This window comes from Bradyrhizobium sp., assembly GCF_049798375.1.
GTDB lineage: Bacteria > Pseudomonadota > Alphaproteobacteria > Rhizobiales > Xanthobacteraceae > Bradyrhizobium.
Map to the genome: position 1 here is coordinate 1 of NZ_JBARGP010000641.1, position 2,641 is coordinate 2,641.

General features: G+C 65.7%; 3 protein-coding genes. 1 reads left to right on the forward strand and 2 read right to left on the reverse strand.

The genetic code is table 11. The features are described 5' to 3' along the window. A partial coding sequence (locus WA702_RS25185; RefSeq protein WP_425113254.1) for an amidase family protein occupies nt 1-758 on the forward strand: 758 nt, incomplete at its 5' end. Between the two features lie 110 nt (nt 759-868). On the opposite strand, the gene WA702_RS25190 is transcribed toward WA702_RS25185, so the two are convergent. Beyond that, nucleotides 869-1,957 carry a Zn-dependent alcohol dehydrogenase gene (locus tag WA702_RS25190; RefSeq protein ID WP_425113255.1) on the reverse strand — a complete coding sequence of 363 codons (1,089 nt, stop codon included), beginning with the start codon at nt 1,955-1,957 and terminating at the stop codon, nt 869-871. Nucleotides 1,958-2,006: 49 nt separating this feature from the next. Next, on the reverse strand, nt 2,007-2,641 hold a 635-nt coding region (locus WA702_RS25195; protein WP_425113256.1), incomplete at its 5' end, for an acyl-CoA dehydrogenase family protein.

The following is a 2,641-nucleotide window of genomic DNA, read 5'->3' on the forward strand; positions in this document are numbered from 1 at the left end:
TCATCGCCGGCCCCGATCCGCTCGAGGCCGGCAAGGCCTACCGGCTGGAGCTGCCGGCGCCGCGCCACATGACCTTGAAAGATTTCCGCGTGCTGCTGATCGCGACCGACCCGGTGATGCCGACGGATAAGGCGGTGCGCGGCGCGATCGAGACGCTGGCGGGCAATCTCGAGAAAGCCGGCGTCAATGTCGTGAGGGAAAGCCCGCTGCTGCCGGACTTCGCGGCGTCGAGCCGGCTGTATATGCGCATGCTGCTGTCGTTTATCGGCGGCACTTTCCCGCAGGAGAGCTATGACGGCGTCAAGACCGCAGTCGCGAAGCTGCCGCCGGAGGCCAGCGGGCTTGGTGTCGAGCGGCTACGTGGCATGTCGCTCAGCCACCGCGACTGGGTGATGGCCGACGGAGCCCGGGCGCGGCTGCGCGCGCAATGGCGCGAGCTGTTCAACAGCTTCGATGCCGTGATCTGCCCGATCATGCCGACGCCCGCCTTCCCGCACGATCATTCGCCGGACCAGGAGCAGCGCCGCATCAAGATCGACGGCGTCGATCACGTCTATACCGACCAGCTCGCCTGGCCCGGCATCGCCACCCTGCCGGGGCTGCCGGCGACCGCGATTCCGCTCGGCCTTGCTGATGGCCTGCCGGTCGGCGCGCAGATCGTCGGGCCATGGCTGGAGGACCGCACGCCGCTGAAGCTCGCCGAGCTGATCGAGCGCGAGTTCGGCGGCTTCGTGCCGCCGCCGATGTTTGCGGATTGATCCTCTTTGTCATTCCGGGGCGCGCGAAGCGCGAACCCGGAATCTCGCGCTATCATCTCCAGATTCCGGGTTCAGCCCTGCGGGCTGCCCCGGAATGACGTCAATCATGGTTACGCATCGAACATGATGACGCTGCGCAAGGTCTTTCCCGCCTTCATGTTGGCAAAGCCCTCGTTGATCTCGCTCAGCTTGAGCTTGGCCGAAATCCAGTCCTCGAGATGCAGCTTGCCGCGCAAGTAGAACTCGATCAGCCGCGGCATGTCGACGCGGAAATGGTTCGAGCCCATCGACGAGCCTTGAATCCGGCGTTCCCTGAGGAAGTCGAAGCCGTGCAGCTCGATCTTCTGGCCGAACGGGATCATGCCGACGATGGTCGCGGTGCCGCCGGGTGCCAGCATGGCAAAGGCCTGCTCGGCGGTCTCCTTGCGGCCGAGCACCTCGAAGGCGTGATGCACGCCGCCCTTGGTGATCTCGCGCACCTGCGCCACCACGTCGCCATCGGCGGGATTGATGATGTCGGTCGCGCCCAGCTTGGTGGCGAGCTGCAGCTTGGCCGGGTTGGTGTCGATGGCCATGATGCGGCCGGCGCCAGCGATCTCGGCGCCGTTGATCGCGGCCATGCCGACGCCGCCGCAACCGATCACGGCCACGGTCTCACCCGCCGTCACCTTCGCGGTGTTCACGACGGCACCATAGCCGGTGATCACGCCACAGCCGATCAAGGCCGCGAGATCGAGCGGCATGTCGTTGCGGATCTTCACGATCGCGTTCTCGTGCACCAGCATCTGCTCGGCGAACGACGACAGGTTGAGAAACTGGTGCAGCTTCTCGGAGCGTGACCACGACAGGCGGTTGGACTGGCCTGGCTGCATCTTCACCGTGGTGTCGGTGCACAGCACCGGCCGGCCCGTGCTGCAATTGTCGCAGGTGCCGCAGAACACCGAGAGGCAAGTGACGACGTGATCGCCGGGCTTCACATAGCTGACGTCGGAGCCGACCTGCTCGACGATGCCGGCCGACTCATGGCCGAGCACGGCCGGCAGCGGATGCGGATAAAGCCCTTCCATGAAATGCAGGTCGGAATGGCAGAGGCCGGCAACGGACGTGCGGATCAGCACCTCGCGCGGCCCCGGCTTCGGCACGCTGACGTCCTCGATCACCAAGGGCTTGTTGACCTCCATCAGCACAGCAGCCTTCATCGCATCCTCCCTGAATTTTTTGATGGTTTTTCTCGCGCGTAAGCGGAGCCTACTGCGCCAACAGCAGTTCGCCAACCTTCTCCATTCTCACAGCGCGATCGTCCAGCAAACAGCTTGCGATCGCATCGTCGGTCCTATTTTCCGCAACCCGGAACGGATCCGATGGCGCAAGCCGATGTTCGACCACGAGCCTGGAGAGCAGCAGCCGGCGCGCATCGCCGCGCATCTCGTGAATGCGCTGGGCTTCCCACGCCAAGGTGACAGCGCTGGCGACATGGTAGAGCAGGCTGGTGGCGCGCCGCGCCTCGGCTTCGTTCTCAGGCCGACCGGCGACCTCGCGCGCAAAGCCGATACTGCGATCGACCAGGCCGCGCAGACGATCGCGCCAACCTTGCGGCACCGTGTTGCTCTCATCGAGCCGCGCATGCAGATCGGCCGCGAGCGCCGATTCCGCGCCATGGCGGCCGACCGCACGCTTCAACGCATCGAGCGCGACGATGTTGCCGGTGCCTTCCCAGATCGAGCCGAGATGCGCGTCGCGCAGCAGCCGCGCGGTCGCGAACTCCTCGACATAGCCGATGCCGCCGCGCATCTCCAAGGCATCGCCGCAGACTTTCCGCGCATCGCGGGTGGCGCGGAATTTCAAGGTCGGCGTCAGGATGCGCAGCAGCGCCGCGGCATCCT